This is a genomic window from Bradyrhizobium manausense (assembly GCF_018129685.1).
GTDB lineage: Bacteria > Pseudomonadota > Alphaproteobacteria > Rhizobiales > Xanthobacteraceae > Bradyrhizobium > Bradyrhizobium manausense_D.
Map to the genome: position 1 here is coordinate 1 of NZ_JAFCLG010000032.1, position 25,904 is coordinate 25,904.

The following is a 25,904-nucleotide window of genomic DNA, read 5'->3' on the forward strand; positions in this document are numbered from 1 at the left end:
CCGGCACGTATTACATCGGCGGACTCGCCGACTACAATAATGCGATTTCGGAGAGCAACGAGGCCAACAACAATCACAATGTTACGCAAATCTCTGTTGTTGCCGCATCCTCCCCGGCGCAGGACCTGACCGGCGGCAGTACAGACCACGCCGATCCGGGATTTCATTTTGTCGACCCGACAGGACACTTCATTATAGTCTGACCTCTCTTGGGGGCCGATGTTGGGTTGATGGTCTGCAGACGTGGTTGTTGCCCCTATCCACCTGTGATGACCAACGGGTGGCCAAGCTATGTCTTTGATTTATCGTTGATATGCAGCTTGAGCGCCGCATGAACGCCACCGGCCGCCTTCGCCGCCTCATTCATGGCTGGTCTGCGAATGTGGTCCAGATGCTGCTTGGCCTGACCCAGCAGCTCGTTTTGATTCCGGCGTTTTTGCATTTCTGGACCGGCGATCTGCTCGCGGCCTGGCTCGCGCTCTATGCGGCCGGAAGCCTCGTCGTCGTCGCCGATGCCGGCCTGCAGCTTCGCGCCATCAACCGCTTTCTCGCGTTCAAGGCCTGCGTCGATTGCGACGGACGTACGGCGACTTTCTACGCGCGCATGATGCGGCTCTATTTGGCGATCGTCGTCGGGCTCGGCGTCCTGCTGATTGCGGCTACCGAGCTGTTTCCGCCGGCGGCAGTCCTCGGATTTCACGACACGCAGGGCTTCGACGTCGCGATGATCGTCATGACCGTCGGCACGCTGCTCGCTCTTCCGGCCAACCTCGTCTCCGGGCTCTATCGCGTGCGCGGCAAATACAGCCGCGCGGTGTGGTCGCAGAATGTCGCGCTGCTGGTCGGACAAATCGGGCAGCTCATCGCGGTCGCATGGCTCGGCAGCCTGCTTGCGGTCGCCGTCACCTTCGTCGCCACGCAGATCCTGTTCGCGCTGTTCCTGGTCGTCTACGACGCCCCGCGCCAGCTGCCATTCCTGAAGCGTAGACGCGCGGTCGCGTCGTTTCGATGGACTGCCGGGCAATTCCGTCTTGCGCTGCCATTCGCCGTTGCCAATCTGACGGAGATCGCACTCGCCAATGCGCCGATGCTGCTGGTGAGCGCGATGGTTGCCGATCGCGTGGCGGTGGCGCAATGGGGCTTGATCCGCGTGATCTCGAGCTTCCTGCGCGGCATCTGCATCCAGATGACATTGCCGATCGGCGCGGAGCTCGGCCACGATTTTGCGATCGGCGACATGGTGCGGTTGCGCGGCCTCTATGCCTACGGATCGCTGTTCATCACCGCGATGGCCAGCCTGATCGTTGGCGGGCTGTTGCCGTTCTGGTCGGACTTCTTTGCATTGTGGACGCATGGCAGCATTCCCGACGATGCCGCACTCGCCGTCACGCTGCTGATAGGTTCGGCAGTCGTCGCGCCTTCCCTGATGGCCCTCGGCTTCGCCAACCACAGCAATCGCGGAGACCTTCTGGTGCGGACCAAGGGCGTACAGTTAGGCGTTTTCCTGGTTCTGTCGGCGGTGCTGATTCCCCGGCTCGGTCCGCTCGGTGCCGCAATCGCGATCGTCGCAAGCGACCTGACCCAGTTCGGAATCCTGACGCTCGCGATCGTGCGCCAGACGCTGTCCCATCCGGTCCGCCACATGCTGGTCCTGGTCGCGACCATGGCCACGATCATCCTCGGCGGATGGGGTCTCGGATCCGCGATCCGGGATATCGTGCCGGGAGCAGGGCTGCTGCGTTTCCTGGCCGAGTGCACGATCTGGCTCGTGGTCGCCGCCATCGCGGCCAGTCCGCTTCTGATGCAGCGGGTGCGTGCGCGGGTGCTGGCGGCGGTGCCGAACTAGCATGATCCGGAAAAGTGCGAAGCGGTTTTCCGGAACGATCATGCGCAAACAACAATCCAAAGCGCGATGACGATTCATCCAAATCTCATCGCGCTTCAGCGCATCCGGCCCACGGTCCTTGTCGCTCGCGCGGGCGTCAGTAGATCTGGGGGTAGCGGCGGTATCGCAGCCGCATCAGATGCCTGGCCAGCTGGCGATGTCCCTCGTCGATCCGTTCGGCGAAATAGGCGAGCCGCTCCTTGCCGGCGGCGGCGAGCCGGGAGCGCTCCTCGGCCGAGCCGACCTTGACGATGGCCCTGGCCAGCGATGCAGGATCATCGTAGTCGAATAGAATCGCTGCGTCGCCGGCTTGCGCCGCCAATGCTTCCGGATAGATGACGGGCGTTCCGACCGCCCAGGCTTCCAAGGGGGGGAGGTTGGTCGGACCAAAATAGGTAGCCATCACCAAGGCATTTGCAGCGCGATAGAGGGCAGCAAGCTCCGTGGAGGGGACGAAGCCAAGGATACGGACGGAATCTTCAAGCTTGTGCTGGGCGACAAGTGCCTCGAAAGTGGATCGTGCACCAGGATCGGAGCCGCACAGCACCAGCTTATGCTTGTGCCCTTGATCTCTCAGCAGGCGCATGGCGAGCAGGATGGTCGCATGGTTCTTATGCGACCAAAACTGTGCAGGGTAAAACAGATAGCCTGGCTCCAGGCCGTATCTGCTCAAAATCGCAGAATCCTGTTCCCGTGTTGCCTCGTCCGCGTTCGCCCGGGTGACGTAAGGTGATGGCGAAAGAGGAATGCAGACGGCGCGGTCCCGCGTCATCGCATAACGAAAACATAATTTATCGATGATCTCCTCGGCGTTCGTGATGACAAGGGCGGCTTTGGTGCAAGCGCTGCGCCAAACGATTTCCCGTCGCTCGAACTGGGCGAATTCGCGTACTTCGTCGAATTCCGGGCTATCACGGTGGCAGCCGTCGAAGATCGTGATGATGAAGGGCAGCTTGTAGAGCACCAGATTCCAGTTGGAGGTGGTGGTGAAGTAGACGATATCGACGCCGGCGTTCCGCAGCTTTTTCTCGAACGGCGCGCAGGCGCGCAGGCCGTATTGCAGGAGATCGAACGGTCCCAGGTATTTGAGGAACAAGAACAGGCGGTCGAGCCAGTTGAGTTTCAGATACACGCTGGTGATGCCGAGTTCGGCAAGGATCGCAACGTTATCGCGCAGCGTCGTGAATACGGTGACCTCCAGGCCGACGGTTCTGCCCCAGTCGTGCATCCACATGATGTCGGTGAGCGACTGCTGGAAACCGCCGCCGACGTCGAGCGGAAGTTCGAGGAACACGCCAATGTGATAGCGTTTCATCGTTCAGCGCCCACTCGTGTTTCTGGCTTCGGCAGCAAGGCGCAGCGGCTGGCCGATCGAAACCCGCCGGAGTCCGACGTCGTGCCGACTCTGAACGGACACCCGCGGTACGTTCGGTGTGATTCGTAGGCAGACCACTTCGTCAAGCGATCCTCCTCGTCCATGAGTATGTCATTCACGCGAATGCTCGAGCTGACTTTCGACGCTTTGAGGTTGTGCGATCCAGCGCGAATTGAAGCGTTCGGCACTTGATCCGCTGGATACGCACTTGGAGAGAATGATCTAGGTAAGGTTGCTCGCCGAATCTGAAATGATCGACGTGTGCCATCCGGGCCCTTAAATAAAAAAGGCGCCATTGAAGTGACATGGCGTCTATCAAGCGCAGGCACTTTGGCTATTTTGATTCGTACCGTCAAGGGCGGAGGACTCGCGACTTTCAGCTCACAAATCGAAGAATGTCCTCGATCCGCCGCCTGAATGTATGGGTCGAAAGTGTCCGCGCCTGTCCTGCGGCAGCAATTGCGCAGCGCTCGTCTTCGTTCCCAAGATAGCGATCGATCAGCGTGAGACAGTCGTCGGCCGTGTGCCAAGCCGCGACCTCGCTGCCGATATCGAACAGTGTGTGAAGGTTGTCCTTGAAGTCGGTCAGCAGGAACGTGCCGGCGCCGGTCGCCTCGAACAGCCGCGCGTTGCCGGCCTCGCGGCCGGCCTGGTCGATGTGCGAATTGAGCGTCAGGCGCGAGGCCCGTAGCGCCTGGTACATCTCCACGCCCCAGACCTCGCCTTGATAGCAGCGGTGCAGCGGCGACGATGCGGGTAGGTTCTGCAGGCCGCTGCCATAGAGCTTCAGGTCGTATTTCCGCGCCACCGCTTCAAGCTGTGCGACCCGCTGCTGGTGATCCGCCGACACCGCCCCGACGAAGGAGATGTCGATGCTGCGCTCGGGCGCGGGCGGAAGACGCTCGAGGATCTCAGGTTCGAAGGCCAGATGAACCACCTCGGACCTGACGCCAACGCCGCGGAAGGACTCAACGACCCGGAGAAGCTGCGAGATCATCAGATCATAGGCCGACCAATCCTCGCCGCGCGAGGGGACAATGCCGACCTGTCCGATCAGTGTCGGCCGCCCGAGGCCCTTGATCCGCCGCGCCAGGCGCGCGTCGACATGGAAGACGTCCTGGTTCAGGACGAGGTCCGGCTTGAAGTCCTCGATCTGCGCAAGCAGGATCTCTTCCGCCTGCGCATCGAGCCGTGGGCTCAAGCCCACTTTTCGTGCCAGTGGCCTGAGGATCGGCTTGAATGGCGCGATCATGCGTTGAAGCGAGCCGGGGATCGCTCGCCGTTGCGCCTCGTTGCCCGGCTCCGGGGGCTGTTCGAAAGCAAGCCCGTGTTCGCGCGCCCAAGCTGCGCGCATCCAGGGATTGTTGACGTGAATGTCGGCGGCGACATGCCCAGCGGCCGCGAAGTTGCGCGAGTAGAAATCGGCAACGCCGAACAGGCTGGCATTGCGCGCCGCCATCTGCGTCGCGTAAGCCGCGCCGGCAAGATCGGGCGTGCGGCGGTACAGCCAGGTCAGGAAGCGCGGATAGTCGGCGTTGAGGATGAGGACACGCATCGCGTCAATCTGCTCGTTCGCTTGTGTCTCGCGGCATCACGTACCACAGGAGAAACAGCACGACGGCTCCATGAGTCAGCATCACAGTCGTGAACGGCACGTTCAGCAGGGTCTGCGGCAACAGTGCCGCGGATACGAGAACAATGCGCTGGGATGCGCCTGCGGACATGCCGTTGGCGACGGCGATGACGATGCCGCATACGAGTGCAGAGATCGGGGCAAGCAGCGGGCCGACCGATGCAATGCCTTCGGTGGCGAAGAGCGAGGCGTTCATGTAGCCGCCGATGCCAAACCAATTGTAAATGACGACTGCCAGCGGTTCCCGATAGGGGCAAGGCATGAGGGGCTTCAAATAGCTGATCTGACAGAAGTGCGTCAGATCGTGGGTGAAAAAGAACGCGTTGTAATAGTCCATCGCAAGCGAGGGTATGGCCACCATGCGAAGGTTCACCAGTTGGAAGACCGGCATCGCAAACCGCTCGGGCAATAGGCCGTACTGGTAAAGGGCGAACAGGACCACACCCGCGGCAGTCGGGAGCAGGAGGGACAGGATGACGGTGAGCCGCAAGCCGATGAACCGCGTCGCCACGAACATGAGGACGAGCCATGCCGGGGTAAAGAAAGCCTGCTTGCTCAATGTGACCGGAAAAAACAGCAACAGCAGGATGAGGACCGTGCCGGCCCGCCAGAGTTTTCCATGCACCGCGTAGCATGCGAACGCGAAGGGCAAGAGGGCCGTCGTTGCGACCCCAACCAAATAGTTCACCAGCGTCGGCGCGGTCAAAGCGTCGCGATACGTGTAGATGTCTCCAAGCGAGACGAGCCTGAAGTTGTAATACGCCCCGATCGCCGCCGCGGCGGCCCCGATCAGGACGATGCAGCCCAATAGCCGCTCGAAAGCCTGCGGGGACAATGTCAGCAATCGCGGCAGGCTTGGCTGGTAGAGTGCGGGCAACAGGAATGCCACGGCGGAGGCTGCAGCCGAAAGGCCGCTCAGGCGATGGTTGTAATCGAGCTCGGTGAAGGTGTTCAGCCAGAGATAGCCGGCAACCATGACGAAGAGGTAGTAGCCGGCAAAAAAGCCGATGCTGAAGCGGGCGCGGACGAACAAGATGGTCACGACGGCGAACGCTGCGACCGTGGCAATCGCCGCGGGTAGCCGCTCGTTGTCGAAGACAATGTAGTAGATCGGGTAGATGCGCGCGACGCAGATCAGCGAGATGCTGCCCAGGGCCAGGTGGCACAGGATGAGCAGCGCTATGCCGCGATTGTTGCCGCGCAAACGAAATCCGTCCGCAGCGCTGTGGTCCGTGAAGTCCGTGGGGGGCACCATGTGGCGGTTCGGATATCCCATTCGAGGAACCCAAGCAATGTCTGAGGCACGCCCGAATGGGGATATTGGACGGTCTAAAACCTTGATTTATTCGGGCTTTTGTTAATATAGGTCAGCCTGACCGGTGCGCTCAGAACCTTTCGTCACGAGCCCATCGAGGGGAAAGATCGAGGTCTCATGGTTAGGTTCGGCCTGCTCGGATGCGGGCGTATCGCCAAACGCCACTCCGAGCTCCTCGGCGGCGGTATTATCGAAGGCGCTCGCCTGGTTGCGGTGTGCGATTCCGATCGTGCGCGGGCGGATGCGATCGCCGCGAGGTTCAATGTGTCCGCGTATGCCGATCTCAACGAGATGCTCGCGCGCGACGACATTGACGCCGTCGCGGTCCTCACGCCGAGCGGGATGCACCCGCAGCATGCGATTGCCTGCGCGCGCGCGGGCAAGCATGTGGTGGTCGAAAAGCCTATGGCGCTGCGGCTGCAGGACGCCGACGACATGATCCGGGCCTGCGACGAGGCCGGCGTCAAGCTCTTCGTCGTCAAGCAGAACCGCTTCAACGTGCCGATCGTCAAGGCGCGCGAGGCGCTCGATGCCGGCCGCTTTGGAAAGCTCGTGCTCGGCACCGTCCGCGTGCGGTGGTGCCGGGACCAGGCCTATTACAATCAAGACGCCTGGCGAGGGACCTGGGCGCAGGACGGCGGCGTGCTGACCAACCAGGCCAGCCATCACATCGACATGCTGGAGTGGTTCTTCGGCGACGTGGTCAGCGTCCATGCGCGCAGCGCGACCGCGTTGGTGAAGATCGAGACCGAGGACACGGCGGTTGCAACGCTGAAGTTCCGCAATGGGGCACTGGGAATCATCGAGGCCACGACCGCGGTGCGTCCGGCTGATCTCGAGGGCTCGCTCTCGATCCTGGGTGAGAAGGGAACGGTCGAGGTCGGCGGCTTCGCCATGAACCACATCCGCCACTGGCGTTTCGTCAACGAGCTGCCGTCGGACAAGGAGGTGATCGAAAAGTTTTCGGTCAACCCGCCGAACGTCTATGGCTTCGGCCATCAGGCCTATTATCAGCATGTGATCGAGTGTCTCGCTGACCGCGGTGCTGCTTTGGTCGACGGGCTTCAGGGCCGCAAGAGCCTGGAATTGATCTCGGCGCTCTACGAATCGATCGAGACCGGGCAGGAGGTGCCGCTTCACTTCGTGCCGCGCCGCAGCCGTCTGGGCATTGCCTCGTGAGCGGCCCGGAGCGCCATCAGGTCGGGATACGGGACGTCAACTTCGGCATTGGCGTCAAGGTCGTCGAACCCTGCAACCTCTACGGTTGCACGATCGGCGATGGCTGCTTCATCGGGCCGTTTACCGAGATCCAGAAGGATGTCGTCGTCGGCGCCCGCACACGCGTGCAATCGCACAGTTTCGTCTGCGAGCTTGTCAGCATAGGCGAGGACTGCTTCATCGGCCACGGCGTGATGTTCATCAACGACACCTTTGCGGGCGGCGGTCCGGCGCGCGGTCGCAAGGAATTGTGGCGTGAGACCAGGATCGGCAACAGGGTGTCGATCGGCTCGAATGCCACGATCATGCCGGTCACGATCGTGGACGACGTCGTGATCGGCGCGGGCTCGGTGGTGACCAGGGATATCGCCGTGGCCGGAACCTATGCCGGCAATCCTGCGCGCCTATTGACCTTGCGGAAGTGACTGATGGCAGTACCCTTCGCTGATCTCCAGCTCCAGTACCAGAACATCAAGGGCGAGATCGACGCTGCGATTGCGGCCGTCATCCGCGACAACGCCTTTATCCGCGGCCCGTTTGTCGATGCGTTCGAACGCGACTTTGCCAGGGCCGCATCGGTCAAGCATTGCGTCTCCTGCGCCAACGGGACGGACGCGCTCTATCTGGCGATGGCCGCGCTCAAGGTGAAGCCGGGCGATGAGGTGATCACGACGGCGCATTCCTGGATATCGACCTCGGCGATGATCACCCATGCCGGCGCCGTCGTGAAGTTTTGCGACACCGATGGCGTGACGTTTACGATCGATCCCGCGGCGATCGAGGCCGCGATCACGCCGCGCACCGTCGGCATCATCCCGGTGCACCTCTATGGTCAGCCTGCCGACATGGACGCGATCATGAGAATCGCGAACAAGCACGGCTTGTGGGTGATCGAGGATTGCGCCCAGGCGCATCTGGCCCGCTACAAGGGGCAGATGGTCGGAACGTTCGGCGCGGCCGCAACCTACTCGTTTTATCCGGGCAAGAATCTCGGCGCGATGGGCGATGCCGGCGCCGTCGTCACCAATGACGCCGGGCTCGCCGAGCACATGACACGGCTCGCGCGTCATGGCGGCCTCGTGAAGCATCAACACGAGATCGAGGGCGTCAACAGCCGGCTCGACGGCATGCAGGCAGCGATCCTGTCGGCAAAGCTTCCGCATCTGGCGGCCTGGACCGAGGCGCGGCAGCGTGCGGCCGCGGTCTACGATTCCGGCCTCAACCAGATCGAGGGGGTGAGCGTACCGCAGGTCGCGCCCGGTCGCGATCACGTCTATCACCTCTATACCATCCGGCATCCGCGACGCGATGCGCTGGCCGCTCACCTCAACGGCAATGGCGTGCAGACAGCAATCAACTATCCGACCGCGCTGCCGCTGCTGCAGGCCTATGCGCGCTTCGGTCATACCGTGGCGGAATTTCCGCATGCATATCGGGACCAGACTAGCATCCTGTCGCTGCCGATTTTTGCCGAAATCACGCCGGCGCAGCAGGAGAGCGTGATCCGGCTCGTGCGCGAATTTGCATAGCCCAGGCGGCGGGCTTGTCGCGCACGGGATTTGTTGATTTTTCTCAAAGGCTTGTGCGCCACGCGGGGTTGTATTTCGCCCCGGGGGGCCGAGCCCATTGCGGGCCTGCCGTGCATTCAAAACTGGCCTCCGGCGGCGGGAATGTTTAGAAGCGGCCGTGTCAGGTCGGCAGGCAGGTTGAGCGGCCTGGCCAGAGGGGAACCGGAACTTTGCGAAAAGTACTTTTGACGGGTGCGGGTGGGTTCATCGGATCGCACCTTGCGGAAGAGCTGGTCCGACGCAATGTCGCAGTGCGCACGTTCGTGCACTACAACAGCGCGGGTTCGTATGGCTGGCTCGATTCCTCGCCGCCCGAGATCCGCAAGGAGTTCGACGTCTTCGCGGGCAATGTTTGCGACCCCAACGGCGTGCGCACGGCGATGAAGGGATGCGATGCGGTGCTGCATCTCGCCGCGCTGATTGCCATTCCCTATTCGTATCACTCGCCCGACACCTATGTGGAAGCCAACATCCGCGGCACCCTCAACGTTCTGCAGGCAGCGCGCGATCTCGGCGTCGAAAAGGTCATCCATACCTCGACCAGCGAGGTCTACGGCACCGCGCAATTCGTTCCGATCACCGAGGAGCACCCGCTGCAGGGCCAGTCGCCTTACTCCGCGACCAAGATCGGCGCCGACCAGCTTGCGTTATCATTCGAGCGCTCATTCGGCACGCCGGTGACCTTGGTGCGGCCCTTCAACACGTACGGCCCGCGGCAATCGGCCCGCGCGGTGATCCCGACCATCATCACCCAGATCGCGGCAGGCGCGCGCAAGATCAAGCTCGGCAGCATCCATCCGACCCGCGACTTCAACTTCGTCGCTGACACTGTCGGCGGCTTCCTGGCGGCACTCGACTCCAAGGCCGGCATTGGCGAGGTCATTAATATCGGCAGCGGGTTCGAGATCTCGGTCGGCGACACCGCGAACCTGATCGCCGAGCTGATGGGCGTCCAGATCGAGATCGAGCATGACGACGTTCGCGTGCGCCCCGAGCGCAGCGAGGTCGAGCGGCTATGGGCCTCCAACGCCAAGGCGCAGAAGCTGCTGGGCTGGTCGCCGCGTTTCGGCGGCGTCGACGGCCTTCGCAAGGGTCTTGAACAGACCATCGCCTGGTTCACCGGGCAGGACAATCTGGCCCGCTATCGCGTCAATACCTACACGTTGTGAGCACCATGAGCATGTCCTTCGCCCAAGCGAGCCCGAACCGTCCCGCCGTGCTTGACGTCAAGCCGGTGCTCGACGCCGTCGATGCCGTGCTCGGCTCAGCCCCGCGTCCGGTCGAACTGCACGAGCCGCGGTTCGGCGATCGCGAGCGCGAGCTGGTGCTCGACTGCATCGACACCAACTGGGTGTCGTCGGCCGGCAAATACGTCACACGTTTCGAGGAAATGGTGGCGGAGGCGACCGGCTCGCGCCACGCGGTTGCGATCGTCAACGGCACCGCGGCGCTGCACGCGGCGTTGGTGCTGGAGGGCGTCGAGCCTGACGACGAGGTGCTGCTGCCTTCGATCACCTTCGTCGCCACCGCCAACGCGATCAGCCATGCCGGCGCGGTGCCTCACTTCGTCGACTCGACCTGGGACACGCTGGGGCTCGACCCGCGTGCGCTCGAGGCCCATCTCGATGCAATCGCCGTGCAGCAGAACGGAGCCTGGGTGAACAGGCACACGGGGCGCCGGCTTCGCGCCGTCGTTCCCGTGCACATTTTCGGGCATCCCGTCGACATGGCTGCGCTCGGCGCGGTTGCGGCCCGCTACGGCCTCGTCATCGTCGAGGATGCGACCGAGTCGCTGGGCTCGCGCCTGCACGGCAAGGCCTGCGGCACTTTCGGCCATTCCGCGGTGCTGAGCTTCAATGGCAACAAGATCGTCACGACGGGCGGCGGCGGCATGATCGTGACCGACGACGAGGCTCATGCCCGCCACGCCCGGCATTTCACGTCGACGGCAAAGAAGGCCCACGCCTGGGCGTTCGAGCATGACGAGATCGCGTACAACTACCGCCTGCCCAACATCAATGCCGCGCTCGGCTGCGCGCAGATGGAGCGGCTGGGGGGAATGGTCGCGGCCAAGCGTGTCCTCGCTCAGCGCTATCTCGATGCCTTCCGCGATTTTCCCTGGGCGCGCATCTATCGCGAGCCGAAGGGGTCCGAGAGCAATTATTGGCTCAATACGCTGGTGCTCGACCGCGAATTCGCCTCCGAGCGCGACCGCTTGCTGCAGGCCCTGCACGGCCACGGCATTCGTGCACGCCCGCTATGGACGCCGATGCACCTGTTGCCGATGTACCGCGACTGTCCGCGCGCGGCGCTCCCTGTCGCCGAGGACATGAATACCCGCTGCCTCAACCTGCCGAGCAGTCCGTTTCTGGCGGAAAGCGCGAACGAGCGCTGATGCCCCGTATCGTTTTCTTCACGATTCACAGCACGACGGCCTGGTGGAAGTACCTGGCCTCGCGCATGGAGTTTGCCGACGCCGTCGTGCTCAGCGATCTGCGCGATGACGGCGACTATTCGCTGGTCGACGATTTCTATCGTTTCGTCGACGGGGGCGATGCGGCTGCCGCGGCACTCGACCGGTTCGGCCAGGACGGATGTGCCGACATCATCCAGCGCTGTCGCGTGCTCAGGAGCCTCGATCGCGATCTCGCGCTGAGGATGATCGGCGGCATGGCCCAGGCGATCGAGCAGGCTTTTGACAAGCTTGCCCCCGGACTGGTCATGACATTCACCATCGATCGCTACGTCATGGACGTGATGGAGCGCATCGCGCGGCGGCGTGGCATCGACTTCCTGGAGATGACGACCTCGATCATCCCGGATCAGGTCATGCTGATGCGCCGGGGAAAGCCGGTCTGGTTGCGCGAGCCGTCTGCGGAGGACATCGATGCCGCAGTCGGCCAGCTCTGCAGGGAAGATTTCGCGCCGGCCTATGTGCGAGACGCCAAGCGTTTTTCGCTCGCCAGGTTCTGGCGGATCTTCGGCTACTATGCGCTGCGCGGGGCTTACTTCAACATCTGGCGGTTCCTCAAGCGCGATCGCTACAACTGCCACTATCTCGACGCGCTGAAGCGGCTGAAGCACAAGGTGCGCATGCGCGACGTCGCCGTGCTCGGGTTGCTCGATCACGGCTGGGACAAGCGGCTTTCCGAAGTCGAGCGCGAGCGCCGGGTATTCCTCGGGCTTCAGCTCTTCCCCGAAGCTTCGATGGACTACTGGCTCGAGCAGCCGGGCATGCTCGCGCATGACGACGTCCTGGTGCGCTATTGCGAGGTGCTCGGCCGTGCAGGCTACCGCATCTTCGTCAAGGATCATCCGCTGCAATTCGGGTTTCGGCAGCGCGAGCTGTTCGAGCGGCTGGCGAAGCTGCCGGCCGTGGTGCTGGTGCCTTACGACGTGCCTGCGAATCTGCTGATCGGGAAGTGCGCGGTGTCGGTCACGTTCACCGGGACCATCGGCTTTCAGGCGGCGCTCGCCGGGTTGATTTCCGTCGCGACCGAGCCTTACTACGCAACCGAGCAGCACTTCCTGCATGTCCGCGACACAAGCGAGATCGACGGTCTCGCCGAGCGGCTTGCAAAATGGCAACCGCCTGACGATCTCGCCACGACGCGTCGCGCAATCATGCGGCACCTGGCGTCGATCAGCGTCGAGGGCGACTATTTCGGCTGGCGCAAGTTCGATCCCGAGAACGAGGCCGTGCGGGCTTCAGTCGAGCCGCTGGCGCGTTCGTTGAACGCGCACCTGCCGCAATTCATGAAGTCCTGCAAGGCCGTCGCTTGACGATCCCGCGGGGAACGCACTTGCAACCGATGTCGTCGTCCGGCGGAGATGGAAACAGCGCGATGCGACCTCGTCTGCTTGATCTCGTGACGCGTCCGGCGGTTGCCGGCACGGTCGCGGCGCTGGTGCTGCGCGCGCTGACGCTGGCAAGCCGCTTTCTGCTGTCGCTGCTGCTGGCGCGCATGTTGTCGCCGGCGGAGATGGGACAATATGGCCTGCTGACCGCGGCGCTTGCCTTCGCGCTGCTCATGGTCGGTCTGGAGTTCTATTCCTACACCCTGCGCGAGCTGGTGCCGGCGAGCCCCGAGCAACGCGCGCGCATCATTGCCGACCAGATGGCGCTTGGCGCGGTGGCGCTGCTCGCGATCGGCATCGTGGTGGCGGGCGCGATTGCCACGGGCTCCTTTCCGGCGCGCCTTGCGCCGTGGTTCATCCTGATCCTCGTAACCGAGCATGTTTCGCTGGAGGCGACGCGAATTCTGATCATCACCTGGCGGCCGGTTCGCGCCTATATCGGCGTGTTCCTGCGCGGTGGAATCTGGGTGTATGTGATCGCCGTGCTGATGTTCGCGGTGCCGTCGACGCGGATGCTCGAGACGGTTCTGATCTCGTGGGCTTTGGGCGGGGTGTTGTCGATCGCCTTTTCCGCGTTTTCGCTCTCCGAACTGCCCTGGCGGGAGCTCAGGCGCTACCGGCCGGATCTCGGGAATATCCGTGCCGGCCTCTCTGTCGCGCGTCCCTTCATGCTGACGGCGGCGGGGGCGCTGGTGATCTCTTATGTCGACCGCTTTGTGATCGACGCCTTCGTGGGCCGGGATGCGCTCGGAATCTACACATTCTATTCCACGATCCTGATCGGCTTGCTGTCGCTCGGCAGCTCGGTATCGCATCAGTTTTTGCCGAAAGTCATCGCAGGCTATGCGGCGGGCCCGGACGCCTACCGCGCGTCGCTGCGGTCGTTCTTCTGGTCCATGCTGGCGCTGGCTTCCGCGACCATGATCCTGTCTGCCTTTGCCATGGGGCCGATGCTGACATTGCTCGGGCTCGCCACCTACGCAGCAAATGTCGGCGTGTTCTATGCCATGTTGCCCGGGATATTCCTGCGCATGTTGGCGGATGTCCCGTCTTATGCGCTCTATGCCGCGCGTTCGGATAGATATCTCCTGATCTGCAACCTCGGGTCGGCGGTGGTCTCGACGGCGTTGAACGTGGCGCTGATCCCCGTGCTCGGCATCTACGGCGCCGCACTTGCCGGAGGAGTTGCGAGCGCCGCGCTGTTCGCCTCCCTGTTCGGGTTTGCCTTCCACAGGATGCGGGAAAGTTTCAGAGAACCAGGTGCAACCGAGACCGTCGGTCTTCCCACCGACCCGGACATGCTTTATCCCTGAGCATACGCGCGTGCTTAGCTTGTCAGGGCAGTCTCATGTTCCCAGCAGAACGGGTGCCTTTTGAGCGGTAACTTGCAGCAGCGGCGCATCCCCTTGCTCGGCGTCCTCGCTTCGCCCGCCATTCTGATGACCGTGATCTGGCTTGGGGCGCTCCTCGCCGTCGCTGTCGGTCCGATCGACTATCCGGGACAGCCGTCTGCGGCCGTGGTGACGCTGATTGCGGTTGGGCTGGCGATCTTTCTCTCGTTCTACCAAGCGGGCAAGCTGGTCTTCGATCGTCTGTTTGCAGGCCGGAGTGTCTCGTCGAAACTCTCCGCCCGGACGCTCAACAACGTCATTGTCGCCGCCTCGCTTTTCGGCATCCTCGGCATCACGCTGCTGGCGATCGATCGGACGCTCCTGAGCGGCGTGAGCAACATCGGTTATGCCGAATTGCTGCGCTGCGCGCCGGGACTCGTCGACACGGTCGAGATCAAGCGCACGCCGCTGCTCTATGGTGGCTACGCGACATTCTCCTTCGGCTTCGTGTCGGTGGTCCTTTTCCTGCTGAAGGGCGAGGAAATCAATGGATGGGCGGCAGCGTCGGCGCAGCTGTCCATCGTTTGCCCAGTCGGCTACGCGCTGCTCTACTCGGGTCGGATGCCGATCCTGTTCGTTCTCGTTCTGGTGGCGATGGCGATGCTGGTGCGGCTTGCGCAGGGACGGACGCTGCTGCCGCGCGGCCATCATCTTCTGCTCAAGACCGGCATCGTCGTGGCATTGTTTGCGGTCTATTCCAGTGCGATCTGGTCCACCCGGCAAAGCTTTTGCATCCGGATGTCGCCTTTGATTGCTGAATTGCAGCAGGAGAAGGATAGGCGCGATACAGTTGTGGTGGAGCAGGGACCGGCCGCAACGCAGGAAGCTCCGCAGCCCAAGCCCTCTGAACTCATCTCAGCTGCGGAGCTGAACACACGGATTGCAGAGGCGCAGGCGCTCCCGCCGCCGGTTGCCGGCCCAAGCTCGGCGGACGCCGTGCTGGCGATGATGCTGAAAGCATGGAACGTCGAACCGCGCGGTTACGTCACCTCGGCGATCGAATCCAGCCGTGTGTCGGCGCGCGCGGCCATGATCGGCCTCAGCACCTATTTCTATCTGACCCATGGCGTGCGGACGGTCGATATGGTCTGGAAGGCTCGCGACAAATTCACGCCCCATTGGGGGGTCTACGAAGTCGGTGTGTTGTCGCCGCTGCTGCGGATTTTCTTCCCGGCCAGCGATCAGGTTGCGGCCATGGAGTCCGAACAGCGGGCGGCGGTTATCTACGGCTTCTTCCCGAGCGCCTGGGCCGCGGCTTTCATCGATTTCGGTCTTGTCGGCGCGGTGATCTACGTGGCGCTCTGGGGAGCGGTGGCCGGCTGGAGCGCGGCGGGAAGCAGGCATTCCGATCTGATGACGCCCCGGCTCCTGCTCGTATTCGTTCTCGCCAGCATTCTTCTCAGTCCCGTTCAGGGCCCTCTTGGCTTGGCCAATTCGGCGCTGGTGCTGATCTCGATGCTGGCGACCGGACTGCTGCTTGATTTTGTGAAACTGTCTGCGCGGGCACCGGCGGACGCCGGCAAGCTCGAGGCTGAGGGGCCGATGGTCTGATCTCAACGCGCGGAGGCGTTCCGCAGCCAGGCCACCGTCGCCGCGACGCCTTCCTCCATGGTGCAGGGAAGCGGGCCACAGACCGCTTCGGTCGGCCCGAGATCGAACTGATACTGCGTCAGCACATTGTTGAGGCGGAACGAGTTGAATGGAAACCGCTTCAATCCGATCGCGTTGATCGCATCGCCGCAGAGCGCCAGCGTTCGAGCAACGCTGCTCGGCAAATGCGGGATCGGGCGCGAGCCGAAGGCGCGCTGAAATGCGTCGCTCCATGCGATCAGATCAATCGGCGTGTAGTCGGCGAGATAGAACGTCCGGCGGTGGATCTGCTCTGCTGGCACGTTCAGGAGACGCCAGTACTGGAACGCGATGTTCTCGATATAACTGTAGGATTTCCAGAGCGGACCATGTCCGACGTGGAAGTAGCGACCGCGTTCGATCATGTGCAGGAAACGCTGGTAGTGCGCGCTCATGCCAGGTCCCCAGACGGTGGTCGGGCGCGCCAGGCACCATTCGCGGCCGGCGCCATCCGTGCTGCGGACGATCTCTTCGGTCCGCACCTTGCTCTTTCCGTACAGGGTGTCGGCCTTGTAATCGGTGTCGCTGGTCGGCACGTAGCCGACGCGGCAGACGAGCTGCGAGGACGTCCATATCGCCCGCCGAACGGACGGCGTCCGCCTGACAGCCTCAACCAGATTTTCCACACCCTCGATGTTGGCGGTGTAGCCGGACAGGTCGGCCTTCTCGTCGAGATCGATGCGTGCGGCGAGATGGACGACGGCGTCCGGTGCGGCGCCAGTCACCGCTCTTGTCAGGCCATCGGCATTGAGGATGTCGCATACGATGTCGGTGGTCTTGGCAGGAACCTTGTCGAGCCCCACGACATCGCAATGCTCGGCGCGCAGCCGTCGCACCAGCGCCTGGCCAATGAAGCCGGAGCTTCCGGTCACGAGAACTTTCATGCTGATGTCGCTGTCTTTACCGACGGGGGCGGTCGCTTGACCGGCTTGCCGGGCTGATCTACCAAACCGACCAGTCGATTGCAAACTGTGGTAAATCCATATGCGTCAAGGCATTTTGCAATCGCGATCCTTCCCCACGGCTCTAACCAACCGGCGCTCGTTTCATGAAGGCATTCGTCTCGGCCGCGTTTCAGGCCATCAACAACGCGCTGGAACCTATCGGCCTGCGCCTGATGCGCACCAATGCGCCGGTCAGGAATTTTGGCCTGTTCTTCAAACATCTGAAGTCGCTCGGCTTCGATATGAAGACGGTGATCGACGTCGGCATCGCTTTCGGCACATCGCCGATCTACGACGCGTTTCCGCGCGCCAAATATTTTCTGGTCGAGCCGGTGGCCGAATGCCGTCCGATTCTCGAGCAGCTCAAGCAGCGGCTCAATGCCGAATACTTTCTGGTTGCCGCCGGCGCCGAGAATGGCGAGATCACCTTCAACGTCCACGACGATATCTCGGGCTCGAGCATTTTCCCGCAAGTTGAGGGCAAGGCACTCGACGGCGAGGCGCGCAAGACGCCGATGAGACGGCTGGACACGCTGTTGCCCGAGGTGCTGGAGCATCCGGTCTTCCTGAAGATTGATACGCAGGGGGCCGAGATCGAAGTGTTGAAGGGGCTCGGCACGCGCATCAACGAGATCGATCTCATGATCCTCGAAACCACAATGATGCCGATGCGGCACGGCATTCCGCAATTCGCGGACATCGTTCGCTTTTGCGATGACGCGGGCTTTGCGGTTTATGACGTGCTGGAGGGGCACATGCGCTCGCTCGACGGCGCGCTGGCCCAGATTGATCTGGCTTTCGTGCGCAAGGACAGTCCGCTGCGCAGTCAGACGGCCTATTTCACTCCCGACCAACTCGCAGAATATCTCAAGCGTCCAAGCAAGCTGCGCGGCGCGTAGCCCGGCGGCGCGCAGCTTCGGCTCAGATCTCCGCGAGCAGGATGAACAAGCAGCGGCGCTCGCCCTTGTTGACCATGCCGCCGCGATGCATGCCATTGCCGTCGAACAGCACGCAATTGCCGTAGTTCGAGGTTGCGGCGAAATGGCCCTCGCGCAGGCGTGCCACCTCCGGCGAATTGTCGGGCAGGTCGCCGCCAAAATCGGCCTTCTTGCGCAGGAACGCCGGCAGCGCCATGAACTTCCTGCGCGCATCGGGCCGGCGGCCGGAGAATCCGGAGAAATCGTTGGTGCGGCGGATCATGCCCTCGAACCAGCCGATCTTCGCATTCTGGCTGCCGCGGATGTAGCAGAATGGGCCGCCGTCCGGCCCGATGTCATGGACGTAGATCGCACATTTCAGCATGCCATAGGTGGCGTCGATGTGCAGATAGCTGCCCCAGGGGTCGGCAAGCTGGGTGTCCGGGAATACCCGCTTCCAGAATGCGAGGTCCTGGTCGTTGATCTGCGCGTTGACGTGCTTCACGCCCGCTGGCCGGCCCAGATAGGCGCTCGCCGCTTCCATGATGCCATAACGCTTGAAAATGGATTCGACGGTGGTGAACGCCTGCGGATCAGCCGAACGCGTGCACCAATAGACGTTGTCGTCGAATTTGCGCTTTTCCGGTGGAATGTTGGCGCGGCGCTCGTCGAGCTTGGCGAAGCCCGGATTGGTCACGCTGCGGATCTGTTCGATCTCGTCGGGCGTGAGGTTCAGGCAGACGATGCCATCGGACTTGATCTTGTCGAGCAGCGCCGGGTTCGCCGGCTTCGCAGGACGACGCGCTCCGGTCAGCCACCCGATCGCGCGGCTCGCACGGATGCTTGCGAACATCGAGACGTAGCGCAGCGCCGTCCGCGCATTGAGGCCGCTGAAACCGGCCTCCTTGGTGAGCAGCGGCATGTTGTCGTAATCGACGATGCGGCGAATGGTGACGAAGGCGAAAGTGCGCGCAAAAACGTTCAGCGCATAGAGCCGCTCACGCAAGGTGGGCTTCGGGAACATGCCACCGTAAGCCGGGTGCGCATCGTAGTCGATCGCAGGAATCGTGTTGCCGCGATAGGGCGGAATCGGAAGTTCGCCAATCTCGACGGCGCGCGTGACTGGCGTCACGTCGGAAAGTGATTCGATCGTCGTCATGTCGCGTTCTCCCGGAACGAGCGCCGTTCGTCTCAAGCGTGCCGATCTATACAGCCTGGGGCGCTGCACAGGCAACAATGGAAGGGACTCATACGGCCGATCCAGAAGGTTGCCGTGGGGGTGCTAAATCATGGAAATGCTTGGGGAAAGCGCGCCGAAGCTCGATCTTTCGAAGGGTTCCGGCAATGGCCTCCGAGGCCCCGCCGCGGCCGTAGGGCGGATCAACGCCCGGATCGGGCTGGAACCGGCCGTCGAGGACACGTTGGAGGCTTGAAAGAACGGCAGCCGGATCGGCCGGGCAGTCGATGACCGAGGCGGCGCGCAGCCGGCCCTTCTGGCGATCGCCGATATTGATTGAGGGCACACCGACGGCCGGCGCCTCCAGAATACCGCTGGAGGAATTGCCAACCACGGCATCGGCGAGCCGCAGCGCGGCCCAGTAGCGTTCACTGCCGAGCGAGGCAAAAAGGTGAGCGCGTCCGGGTCGCGCCGCGACAAAAGCCGAGATCGCGTCATCGATTGCGCGATATCCAGGATCGGCGTTGACGCCGGTGAAGATGATGCTGCGGTCCTCGATCTCGGCGAGCGCGCCGAGCGTCGCGGCAAGATTGGCTGCGTCGGCCTCGGGCTGCGCGGTGGTCGGGTGCAGCGTCACTAGCAGGAAGCGCTCCGGTCCGCTGATGCCGAGGCTTGCGAACAGATCGGCGCGGCTGAGCCTGGGTGCAACGGCTGCGAAATCAAGTCCGGGCGCGCCGACGTTGAAGACGAGATCGGGCGGCTCACCCATCTGGATCACGCGCTGGCGATAGGGCTCGGCAGCGACGAAATGCAAGCAGGCCATCTTCGTGATGGCGTGCCGGATCGCATCGTCGAATGCACCCGCGGTGATCTCACCGCCATGAATATGGGCGATCGGGATGTTGAGCAAAGTTGCCGCAACCGCGGCGGCCAACACTTCGTAACGATCACCCAGCACGACGAGGATGTCGGGGGCGAGCTTCGGCAGCACCTCGGCAAATCCGGTAACGCCGATGCCGGTGCCGCGCGCCACGGTCTCGGCGCGGTCGTCGGCGAGCGCGAGATCGACTTTCGCGGCGATCTGAAAACCGTCAGCCTCGATGACCCGCCAGGTTTCGCCGAAGCGCGGCACCAGATGCATCCCGCAGGCGATGACGCTCAGCGCGACGTCGCCGGCCGCCTTTAGCCGCGTCAGGATGCCCCGCAGCAATCCGTAATCGGCGCGCGAGCCCGTGACGACAGCGATACGGCGGCGTGCGCTCATGTTCGCTGCCGCCAAGGCGAAGCATCGAGCATCCCGTGCTCGATGACGTAGGAGGCATAGGCGAGGTCGGCCGCACTCTCGATCTCGATGGAATGCATGCGATCCATCATGATGCCGTAACTCGCTGACGGATCGGCGTAGATCTTGCGATGCTTGCGCATCGCGTCCCAGCCGACCAGGTAGAGCGCGCCGTTCATGGTGACTTCGACCACCTGATCCTGCCGTCGCTGCGCCGTCGTGGTCAGCATTTTCTCGACGATGCCTCCGATGGAGCCGTCCTTGCCGAGCGTCCCGACGAAGATCGACGAGACCTCGGTCTCGCGCATGCCGACCACGAGGCTCGCCTTGCGCGCGGCGAAAAGTTCGACGGCCTCGTCAAAATGCGCTGGCGTGGCGAAGGGCGAGGAGGGTTCCAGCAGCATGATCGCGTCGTAGCGCCGCTTCTCGTGCGTCTCGATCCAGTCCATCGCGTGCAGCACCACGTCGTTGGAGGAGGCGGTATCGGTCGCAAGCTCGGCCGGGCGCTCGAACAGCACCTCGGCGCCATGCCGCCCGGCCTCGATCCTGATCTCGGCGCTGTCGCTGGAGACGATCAGGCGCGAGCAGTACCGGGACTGCCGCGCGGAGATTGCCTTGTAACCGGTCAGGCTGAGGCCTCCAATCTCACGCAGATTCTTGCCGGGCAGACCCTTCGATCCACCGCGGCCGACCAGCAGGAACAATATCTCAGGCGTTTGCGTCATTGGCTCTCGATGATCCGGCTTCGGGGTCCTTGCGAATCGGCATGATTCGTCGTCCAGCGGGACACCTGCGGGGCCCTGGGACATGCCGCAAGCCGCCCGACTGCGTTGCTTTTACCAGCGTGCTCGACTAAGACAAACGCTTGATTGGCGGGCGATTTCGCTGCGCCGCGCCACGAAACCCCATGCACCGCCGAACCCTGATCATTGCTGAAGCTGGCGTCAACCACAACGGCGACCGCGCGCGCGCGATTGCTCTGGTGGAGGCCGCGGCGCGGGCGGGGGCTGACATCGTCAAGTTTCAGTCGTTTCGCGCCGACAAGCTCGCGACCGCAGAGGCTGCGAAGGCGGGCTATCAGCAGGCGACCACCGGCAAGGCGCAGTCGCAGCTCGATATGCTGCGCGCGCTCGAGCTCAGCACCGACGACGAGGTCCAGATCGCGGCGGCCTGCGCGGCCGCCGGGATCACCTACATGTCGACGCCGTTCGACGCAGACAGCGCCACGCATCTGGTCCGCCACGTCGGGGTTTCAACGTTGAAGGTCGGTTCAGGCGACCTGACCAATGCGCCGTTGCTGCAGCATCTGGCGCGCTTCCGCCTGCCGATCATTCTGTCCACCGGCATGGGGACCCTCGCCGAAGTGGAGCAGGCGCTCGGCGTCGTTGCCTTCGGCTATCTGCGCGATGCGTCGGCGCGGCCGACGCCTTCGGAGTTCGCAAATCTCCTGCTGGATCGTGCGACCTGGACGGAGTTGCGCGCAAAGGTCACGCTGCTGCATTGTACGACCGAATATCCGGCTGATCCGCAATCGATCAATCTGCGCGCGATGGCGACGCTGCACGATGCGTTTGGCCTGCCCGTCGGCTTCTCCGACCACAGCCGCGGTATCCACATCGCGTCGGCTGCGGTGGCGCTCGGTGCAACCGTGATCGAAAAACATCTGACGCTCGATCGCAATTTGCCGGGGCCCGACCACCGGGCCTCGATCGAGCCGGACGAGATGGCGGCAATGATCGCCGCGATCCGCGACGTCGAGGCGGCGCTGGGCGATGGTCGCAAGGTGCCGGCGCCGGAGGAGATTCCAAACCGCGTGGTGGCGCGCCGCAGTCTCGTCGTGCTCCAGCCGGTGCGCGCCGGAGAACGCTTCACGGAAGGCAATCTTGGCGTCAAGCGCCCGGGCAGCGGCATTCCGCCGATCGAATATTGGAGCTATCTCGGCAAGACAGCCCAGCGCGACTACGCGGCCAATGAGGCGCTGGAGCCATGAGTCTGATCGTGCTTTGCGCCGGCGGTCACGCCCGCGTCGTCATCGAGGCGTTGCTGAGCCGCGGCATACGTCCGATAGCCGTGGCCGACGCCGCGCGCATCGGCGAGGTTATCGGCGGCGTCCGGATCACGGTCTCGGACGACGACGTCCTGAAAATGTCCGCTGATGAGATCGAGCTCGCCAATGGTCTCGGCAACCGCGCCTCGCGCCGCAATTCCGGATTGTCCGGCCGGCGCGCTTTGTTCGAGCGGTTCGCCGTGCCGGGTTACAGATTTCCGGTGATTGCGCATGCTTCCGCCGTCATCGCGTCCGACGCACAGCTTGGCGACGGCGCGCAAGTGATGGCCGGTGCCGTGATCCAGCCCGCGGCGGGCATCGGGCGGAACGCCCTGATCAATACGCGCGCAGTGGTCGAGCACGATTGCATCGTCGGCGATCACACGCATGTTGCTCCGGGGGCGGTGCTGTGCGGGGGCGTGTCGGTTGGCGAGAGCGTTCATATCGGCGCCGGCGCGGTGGTGCTGGGCGGCGTCAAGGTGGGTGCCGGAGCCGTCGTTGCCGCGGGCGCGGTGGTTACAAGGGATATCGCGGCCGGCGGATTCGCCGGCAACGAATAGGATGAGCTTGTCATGAAGGGTGCATTCGTCGTCGGTGAAGATACGCCGTTGATCGAGACGCTGCGGCGGATCGATCAGGGCACGCTGCAACTCGCCATCGTCGAGCGCGACGGCAGGATCGTCGGCACCGTCACGGACGGCGACGTGCGACGCGCGCTGCTTGGCGGCGTGGGCCTGGACGCCGCGGTCAGCCTCGTGATGAACCGTTCGCCGGTCACGGCCCCCGTCGGCATCTCGAATCCCGCTGCACTCCACGTCATGCGCAAGCATTCCATCCACCAGCTTCCGCTGGTCGATCCGGAGGGACGGGTGGTCGAGGTCAAGCTGATCGACGACCTTGCGCTCGCGCAGCAATCCGATCATTGGGTCGTGCTGATGGCCGGCGGCCTCGGTTCGCGGCTGAAACCACTCACGGACGACATTCCCAAACCGCTGATCCGCGTCGGCGACAAGCCGATCCTGGAGACCGTGCTCGGCGGTTTCGTGAAGGCCGGCTTCGGCAAGTTCTTCATCTCGGTCAACTACAAGGCCGATATGATCCGGGACTATTTCGGCGACGGTTCGGCCTGGGGCGTGGAGATCGACTATCTCCAGGAAAGCGAGCGGCTCGGCACTGCGGGAGCCCTGTCGCTGCTGCCGGAGCGGCCGACGCAGCCATTCTTCGTGATGAATGGCGATCTGCTGACGACGGTGAATTTCGAGCAGATGCTGAAATACCATCGCGAGCACCAGGCGTTCTCCACGGTCTGTGTGCGCGAGCATTCGGTGACCGTGCCGTTCGGCGTGATCGATTTCGACGACCATCGGCTGCTTGGCATCCGGGAAAAGCCGACGCAGAAATTCTTCGTCAATGCCGGCGTCTATCTGCTCGATCCCGGTGTGCTGGATCATCTCGATGCCAACGAGGCCGTCGACATGCCGACGCTGATCGAGCGGACCATCGCCAAGGACAAGCTTTCGGTCGTGTTTCCGCTGCGCGAGTACTGGATCGATGTCGGCCGCCTCGACGATCTGCAGCGTGCGTCCGACGAATTCCAGAGGATATTTGGATGAGCACCGAACGCTCGCTCCGCGAGATGATGTCGCTCAACGGCCGTGTCGCCGTTGTCACCGGCGGCGCCGGTCACATCGGTCGCGCGATCGCGGCGGGTCTTGCCGAACTCGGCGCCGCCATCGCGCTGGTCGATATCGCGGCGTCCGCGGGCATCGAGGCCGCGGCGAAGCTCGGCGCCGATCACGCCGTCAAGGCTGCGATGTTCGATTGTGATTTCGAGCACGGGGACGCCGTCAAGGATCTACCGCGCCGGGTGCGCGAGGCCTTAGGGGGCATCGACATCATCGTCAATTGCGCCGCCTTCGTCGGCACCAGCGGGCTCGAGGGCTGGGCGGTCCCGTTCGAACAGCAATCGGATGCGACCTGGCGCCGGGCGATCGAGGTCAACCTCACCGCGCCCTTCGTGCTGATCCAGGCCGCGGCGGAGGACCTCGCCAAATCGGGCCATGGCAGTGTGATCAATATTTCCTCGATCTACGGCCTCGCCGGGCCCGACTGGCGGCTCTACGAAGGAACGGCGCTCGGGAACCCGGCCGCCTATGCCGCGAGCAAGGGGGGGCTGATCCAGATGACGCGCTGGCTGGCGACCACGATGGCGCCAAAAGTGCGAGTCAATGCGGTGGCCCCCGGGGGGGTCTTCAGGGCCACGCCGGAGCCGTTTTTAAGCCGCTATGTGGCCCGGACGCCGCTTGCCCGCATGGCACGCGAGGACGATATGAAGGGCGCTGTGGCCTACCTCGCGAGCGACCTGGCCGCCTATGTCACGGGCCAGTGCATTGCGGTCGACGGGGGGTGGACGGCGTGGTAAGCCAGCAGCAAATCATGCAGTTGCGGGAATCTCCGAAATGTTGAGCTGTAGCAAGTGCTTATTGCCCGAAACGGCAGAGGCGACATCGTTCGACGAGACCGGTTCGTGCAGCGTCTGCGCGCAGATCGAGGTCCGTGACACCCAGATCAATTGGGACGAGCGACACGCCCAGATGATGGAACTTGTTGCGCAATACCGCGACAAGGGTCTGTACGACTGCATCGTGCCCTATTCGGGCGGCAAGGACAGCGTCTTCCAGCTCTGGTACGTCGTCAAAAAGCTCGGCCTGAAGCCGCTGGTGGTGCGCTTCGACCACTGGTTCTACCGTCCGCTGATCGAAGAGAACAACACCAGCGTGTTCAAGCAGCTTGGCGTCGACGTGCTGAACTTCACGCCGAACTGGCATGTGGTGCGTGAGCTGATGCTGGAGTCGCTCAAGCGCCGCGGCGACTTCTGCTGGCACTGTCATACCGGCATCTATGCGCACACCATGCAGATCGCGATCCGCTACGAGACGCCGTTGCTGTTCTGGGGCGAGAGTCTGGCCGAATACCAGTCGTTCTATTCCTACGACGAAATGGAAGAGGTCGACGAGAAGCGTTTCAACCGCGCGATGAATCTCGGCATCACCGCCGACGACATGTACGAGTTTCTGGGCGGGCGCGTCGCCAAGCGCGACCTCTATCCGTTCGTCTATCCGCCGCGCAAGGAGTTGATGCGGATCAAGTGCCGCTCGATCTGCCTCGGCAGCTACATCAAGTGGGACACCAAGAAGCACGTCGAAATCATCAAGCGCGAACTCGGATGGAAAGGCCAGGAAGTCGAGGGTATTCCGCCGGAGTACGATTACGAGAAGATCGAGTGCTTCTTCCAAGGCGTGCGCGACTACCTGAAGTACATCAAGCGCGGCATGGGCCGGACCAACCATCTCGCCAATATCGACATCCGCAACAAGCGCATGACCCGCGAGCAGGGCGAAGCGCTGGTGCGCGAGTTCGACGGCAAGCGGCCGCCGAGCCTCGATCTGTTCCTCGACTATCTCCAGCTCACGGAGGAACAGTTCCTGGGGATAGCGATCAAGCACGAGGTCAGCCCGTGGCAGTTCTCGCCGAATACGGTCGAGCCGGGTCGCCGCATGCCGGACATGGACAAGTGGAACAACACGAAAGTGCCGTGGCCGAACCATCCCGGCGTCGAGATCGGCGGCGGCAAGGGATAGGCGAGGTTTGGCGAGAGGCGCGGA

Annotated in this window: 23 protein-coding genes; 16 read left to right on the top strand and 7 right to left on the bottom strand. The window is 63.2% G+C overall.

From position 1 onward, the window contains the following. Nucleotides 1–203 (top strand): hypothetical protein (locus JQ621_RS33585; protein ID WP_212241351.1); only part of this gene is annotated, 203 nt, incomplete at its 5' end. 128 nt (nucleotides 204–331) lie between these two features. Beyond that, nucleotides 332–1,846 carry an MATE family efflux transporter gene (locus tag JQ621_RS33590; RefSeq protein ID WP_212241353.1) on the top strand — a complete coding sequence of 505 codons (1,515 nt, stop codon included), beginning with the start codon at nucleotides 332–334 and terminating at the stop codon, nucleotides 1,844–1,846. Nucleotides 1,847–1,982: 136 nt separating this feature from the next. Here the strand turns inward: JQ621_RS33590 and JQ621_RS33595 are convergent, their stop codons facing one another. From JQ621_RS33595 to JQ621_RS33605, 3 genes are all read right to left on the bottom strand, one after another. Next, the gene (locus JQ621_RS33595; protein WP_212241355.1) at nucleotides 1,983–3,200 is read right to left on the bottom strand and encodes a glycosyltransferase; all 1,218 of its coding nucleotides are present in this window, start codon (nucleotides 3,198–3,200) and stop codon (nucleotides 1,983–1,985) included. Nucleotides 3,201–3,636: 436 nt separating this feature from the next. Continuing rightward, nucleotides 3,637–4,815 (bottom strand): CgeB family protein, encoded by a 1,179-nt coding sequence (locus JQ621_RS33600; protein ID WP_212241357.1) that lies wholly within the window; start codon nucleotides 4,813–4,815, stop codon nucleotides 3,637–3,639. Between the two features lie 4 nt (nucleotides 4,816–4,819). Further along, nucleotides 4,820–6,169, bottom strand: a complete 1,350-nt coding sequence (locus tag JQ621_RS33605) for a hypothetical protein (RefSeq protein WP_249125736.1) — start codon at nucleotides 6,167–6,169, stop codon at nucleotides 4,820–4,822. 156 nt (nucleotides 6,170–6,325) lie between these two features. On the opposite strand from JQ621_RS33605, the gene JQ621_RS33610 reads away from it, so the two are divergent. From JQ621_RS33610 to JQ621_RS33645, 8 genes are all read left to right on the top strand, one after another. Then, the gene (locus tag JQ621_RS33610) at nucleotides 6,326–7,387 is read left to right on the top strand and encodes a Gfo/Idh/MocA family protein (protein WP_212241359.1); all 1,062 of its coding nucleotides are present in this window, start codon (nucleotides 6,326–6,328) and stop codon (nucleotides 7,385–7,387) included. Continuing rightward, nucleotides 7,384–7,851: an acyltransferase gene (locus tag JQ621_RS33615; RefSeq protein WP_212241361.1), complete on the top strand. Its 468-nt coding sequence runs from the start codon at nucleotides 7,384–7,386 to the stop codon at nucleotides 7,849–7,851. Before JQ621_RS33610 ends, JQ621_RS33615 begins: the two co-directional genes overlap by 4 nt. A gap of 3 nt (nucleotides 7,852–7,854) precedes the next feature. Continuing rightward, complete coding sequence (locus JQ621_RS33620) at nucleotides 7,855–8,955, top strand: DegT/DnrJ/EryC1/StrS family aminotransferase (protein ID WP_212241362.1); 1,101 nt, start codon at nucleotides 7,855–7,857, stop codon at nucleotides 8,953–8,955. Between the two features lie 209 nt (nucleotides 8,956–9,164). After that, complete coding sequence (locus JQ621_RS33625) at nucleotides 9,165–10,163, top strand: NAD-dependent 4,6-dehydratase LegB (protein ID WP_212241363.1); 999 nt, start codon at nucleotides 9,165–9,167, stop codon at nucleotides 10,161–10,163. Nucleotides 10,164–10,174: 11 nt separating this feature from the next. Further along, nucleotides 10,175–11,389 (top strand): LegC family aminotransferase, encoded by a 1,215-nt coding sequence (locus tag JQ621_RS33630; protein ID WP_249125737.1) that lies wholly within the window; start codon nucleotides 10,175–10,177, stop codon nucleotides 11,387–11,389. After that, entirely contained in the window at nucleotides 11,389–12,777 is a 1,389-nt protein-coding gene (locus JQ621_RS33635) for a hypothetical protein (RefSeq protein ID WP_212241365.1), read from the top strand. The genes JQ621_RS33630 and JQ621_RS33635 overlap by 1 nt, the downstream gene beginning before the upstream one ends. A 62-nt stretch (nucleotides 12,778–12,839) precedes the next feature. Beyond that, on the top strand, nucleotides 12,840–14,165 hold the full coding sequence (locus tag JQ621_RS33640) for an oligosaccharide flippase family protein (RefSeq protein ID WP_212241366.1): 1,326 nt from the start codon (nucleotides 12,840–12,842) through the stop codon (nucleotides 14,163–14,165). Between the two features lie 72 nt (nucleotides 14,166–14,237). Continuing rightward, nucleotides 14,238–15,794, top strand: coding sequence for a hypothetical protein (locus JQ621_RS33645; protein WP_212241367.1), 1,557 nt, complete (start codon nucleotides 14,238–14,240; stop codon nucleotides 15,792–15,794). A 2-nt stretch (nucleotides 15,795–15,796) separates the two neighbouring features. On the opposite strand, the gene JQ621_RS33650 is transcribed toward JQ621_RS33645, so the two are convergent. Next, entirely contained in the window at nucleotides 15,797–16,756 is a 960-nt protein-coding gene (locus JQ621_RS33650) for an NAD-dependent epimerase/dehydratase family protein (protein ID WP_212241368.1), read from the bottom strand. 164 nt (nucleotides 16,757–16,920) lie between these two features. Between JQ621_RS33650 and JQ621_RS33655 the strand changes: the two genes are divergently transcribed. Further along, nucleotides 16,921–17,715 carry an FkbM family methyltransferase gene (locus JQ621_RS33655; protein ID WP_212241370.1) on the top strand — a complete coding sequence of 265 codons (795 nt, stop codon included), beginning with the start codon at nucleotides 16,921–16,923 and terminating at the stop codon, nucleotides 17,713–17,715. Between the two features lie 22 nt (nucleotides 17,716–17,737). On the opposite strand, the gene JQ621_RS33660 is transcribed toward JQ621_RS33655, so the two are convergent. The 3 genes from JQ621_RS33660 to JQ621_RS33670 all read right to left on the bottom strand — a co-directional run bounded on the left by JQ621_RS33660 (nucleotide 17,738) and on the right by JQ621_RS33670 (nucleotide 20,917). Next, a complete protein-coding gene (locus JQ621_RS33660) occupies nucleotides 17,738–18,892 on the bottom strand; it encodes a phytanoyl-CoA dioxygenase family protein (protein ID WP_212241372.1) in 1,155 nt (384 codons plus the stop codon). An 88-nt stretch (nucleotides 18,893–18,980) separates the two neighbouring features. Further along, nucleotides 18,981–20,174 (bottom strand): UDP-N-acetylglucosamine 2-epimerase, encoded by a 1,194-nt coding sequence (gene neuC, locus JQ621_RS33665; RefSeq protein ID WP_212241373.1) that lies wholly within the window; start codon nucleotides 20,172–20,174, stop codon nucleotides 18,981–18,983. After that, nucleotides 20,171–20,917 carry an acylneuraminate cytidylyltransferase family protein gene (locus JQ621_RS33670; RefSeq protein WP_212241374.1) on the bottom strand — a complete coding sequence of 249 codons (747 nt, stop codon included), beginning with the start codon at nucleotides 20,915–20,917 and terminating at the stop codon, nucleotides 20,171–20,173. The genes neuC and JQ621_RS33670 overlap by 4 nt, the downstream gene beginning before the upstream one ends. Before the next feature lie 182 nt (nucleotides 20,918–21,099). Between JQ621_RS33670 and neuB the strand changes: the two genes are divergently transcribed. The 5 genes from neuB to JQ621_RS33695 are packed head-to-tail and all read left to right on the top strand — an operon-like array spanning nucleotide 21,100 to nucleotide 25,880. Further along, nucleotides 21,100–22,182: an N-acetylneuraminate synthase gene (gene neuB, locus JQ621_RS33675; protein WP_212241375.1), complete on the top strand. Its 1,083-nt coding sequence runs from the start codon at nucleotides 21,100–21,102 to the stop codon at nucleotides 22,180–22,182. Continuing rightward, entirely contained in the window at nucleotides 22,179–22,799 is a 621-nt protein-coding gene (locus JQ621_RS33680; RefSeq protein ID WP_212241376.1) for a NeuD/PglB/VioB family sugar acetyltransferase, read from the top strand. Before neuB ends, JQ621_RS33680 begins: the two co-directional genes overlap by 4 nt. A 12-nt stretch (nucleotides 22,800–22,811) precedes the next feature. Next, nucleotides 22,812–23,852, top strand: a complete 1,041-nt coding sequence (locus tag JQ621_RS33685; protein WP_212241377.1) for a nucleotidyltransferase family protein — start codon at nucleotides 22,812–22,814, stop codon at nucleotides 23,850–23,852. After that, nucleotides 23,849–24,661, top strand: a complete 813-nt coding sequence (locus JQ621_RS33690; RefSeq protein WP_212241378.1) for an SDR family oxidoreductase — start codon at nucleotides 23,849–23,851, stop codon at nucleotides 24,659–24,661. The genes JQ621_RS33685 and JQ621_RS33690 overlap by 4 nt, the downstream gene beginning before the upstream one ends. Before the next feature lie 37 nt (nucleotides 24,662–24,698). Further along, nucleotides 24,699–25,880: an N-acetyl sugar amidotransferase gene (locus tag JQ621_RS33695; protein WP_212241379.1), complete on the top strand. Its 1,182-nt coding sequence runs from the start codon at nucleotides 24,699–24,701 to the stop codon at nucleotides 25,878–25,880. The last annotated feature ends 24 nt before the right edge of the window (nucleotides 25,881–25,904 follow it).

Coding starts and splice junctions, on each gene's coding strand:
- JQ621_RS33590 (WP_212241353.1), top strand. CDS start 332: ATGAACGCCACCGGCCGCCTTCGCCGCCTCATTCATGGCTGGTCTGCG.
- JQ621_RS33595 (WP_212241355.1), bottom strand. CDS start 3,200: ATGAAACGCTATCACATTGGCGTGTTCCTCGAACTTCCGCTCGACGTC.
- JQ621_RS33600 (WP_212241357.1), bottom strand. CDS start 4,815: ATGCGTGTCCTCATCCTCAACGCCGACTATCCGCGCTTCCTGACCTGG.
- JQ621_RS33605 (WP_249125736.1), bottom strand. CDS start 6,169: ATGGGATATCCGAACCGCCACATGGTGCCCCCCACGGACTTCACGGAC.
- JQ621_RS33610 (WP_212241359.1), top strand. CDS start 6,326: ATGGTTAGGTTCGGCCTGCTCGGATGCGGGCGTATCGCCAAACGCCAC.
- JQ621_RS33620 (WP_212241362.1), top strand. CDS start 7,855: ATGGCAGTACCCTTCGCTGATCTCCAGCTCCAGTACCAGAACATCAAG.
- JQ621_RS33630 (WP_249125737.1), top strand. CDS start 10,175: ATGTCCTTCGCCCAAGCGAGCCCGAACCGTCCCGCCGTGCTTGACGTC.
- JQ621_RS33635 (WP_212241365.1), top strand. CDS start 11,389: ATGCCCCGTATCGTTTTCTTCACGATTCACAGCACGACGGCCTGGTGG.
- JQ621_RS33640 (WP_212241366.1), top strand. CDS start 12,840: ATGCGACCTCGTCTGCTTGATCTCGTGACGCGTCCGGCGGTTGCCGGC.
- JQ621_RS33650 (WP_212241368.1), bottom strand. CDS start 16,756: ATGAAAGTTCTCGTGACCGGAAGCTCCGGCTTCATTGGCCAGGCGCTG.
- JQ621_RS33655 (WP_212241370.1), top strand. CDS start 16,921: ATGAAGGCATTCGTCTCGGCCGCGTTTCAGGCCATCAACAACGCGCTG.
- JQ621_RS33660 (WP_212241372.1), bottom strand. CDS start 18,892: ATGACGACGATCGAATCACTTTCCGACGTGACGCCAGTCACGCGCGCC.
- neuC (WP_212241373.1), bottom strand. CDS start 20,174: ATGAGCGCACGCCGCCGTATCGCTGTCGTCACGGGCTCGCGCGCCGAT.
- JQ621_RS33670 (WP_212241374.1), bottom strand. CDS start 20,917: ATGACGCAAACGCCTGAGATATTGTTCCTGCTGGTCGGCCGCGGTGGA.
- neuB (WP_212241375.1), top strand. CDS start 21,100: ATGCACCGCCGAACCCTGATCATTGCTGAAGCTGGCGTCAACCACAAC.
- JQ621_RS33680 (WP_212241376.1), top strand. CDS start 22,179: ATGAGTCTGATCGTGCTTTGCGCCGGCGGTCACGCCCGCGTCGTCATC.
- JQ621_RS33685 (WP_212241377.1), top strand. CDS start 22,812: ATGAAGGGTGCATTCGTCGTCGGTGAAGATACGCCGTTGATCGAGACG.
- JQ621_RS33690 (WP_212241378.1), top strand. CDS start 23,849: ATGAGCACCGAACGCTCGCTCCGCGAGATGATGTCGCTCAACGGCCGT.
- JQ621_RS33695 (WP_212241379.1), top strand. CDS start 24,699: ATGTTGAGCTGTAGCAAGTGCTTATTGCCCGAAACGGCAGAGGCGACA.